The organism is Streptomyces sp. SID13726, from assembly GCF_010548375.1.
In the GTDB taxonomy this organism is placed as follows: Bacteria; Actinomycetota; Actinomycetes; order Streptomycetales; family Streptomycetaceae; genus Streptomyces.
In genome coordinates, this window is sequence record NZ_JAAGLY010000341.1 from 1 (window position 1) to 477 (window position 477).

The 477-nt window shown below is 67.9% G+C and carries 1 pseudogene; it reads left to right on the forward strand.

Annotated elements, in window-relative coordinates:
- A pseudogene (locus tag G3I78_RS47970) lies at nt 1-477 on the forward strand (hypothetical protein); the annotation flags it as partial.

Below are 477 nucleotides of genomic sequence, written 5' to 3' on the forward strand. Positions count from 1 at the left end.
CTACACCGGCGCGATCATGATGCTGTTGCTGTTCGTGGTGATGCGCGTCGGCGTGGTCGCGGCGGACTCCCTGAAGGAGACCATCAGCGGCCAGCGCTGGCTGGCCCGCTACACGCTGATGACCCCGTTCATGCAGGCCGCCTCCGGGGTGATCATCCCGCTCAACTTCGCCGTCGCCGTCCTGCTCGACGTGCCCGTCGGCATCGCGATCATCACCTTCCTCCCCATGATCACGGCGATGGTGACCTTCGTGTTCGAGATCGTCGGACTGCACGACTTCGGCCGCCAGTACGGGCTGCGCGTCCGCTTCGTGCACTACCTCAAGCTCGTCGCCGGCGGCCCGTTCTACCAGGTGATGCTGGCCGGCGCCGCGATCCGCGCGGTCTGGCGCGAGCAGCGGGGACGCAACGAGTGGGAGCTCACGAGCCACACCGGAGCCCATCTAGCGTCCCCGTCCGGCGAAGTGCCTGGTGGCCC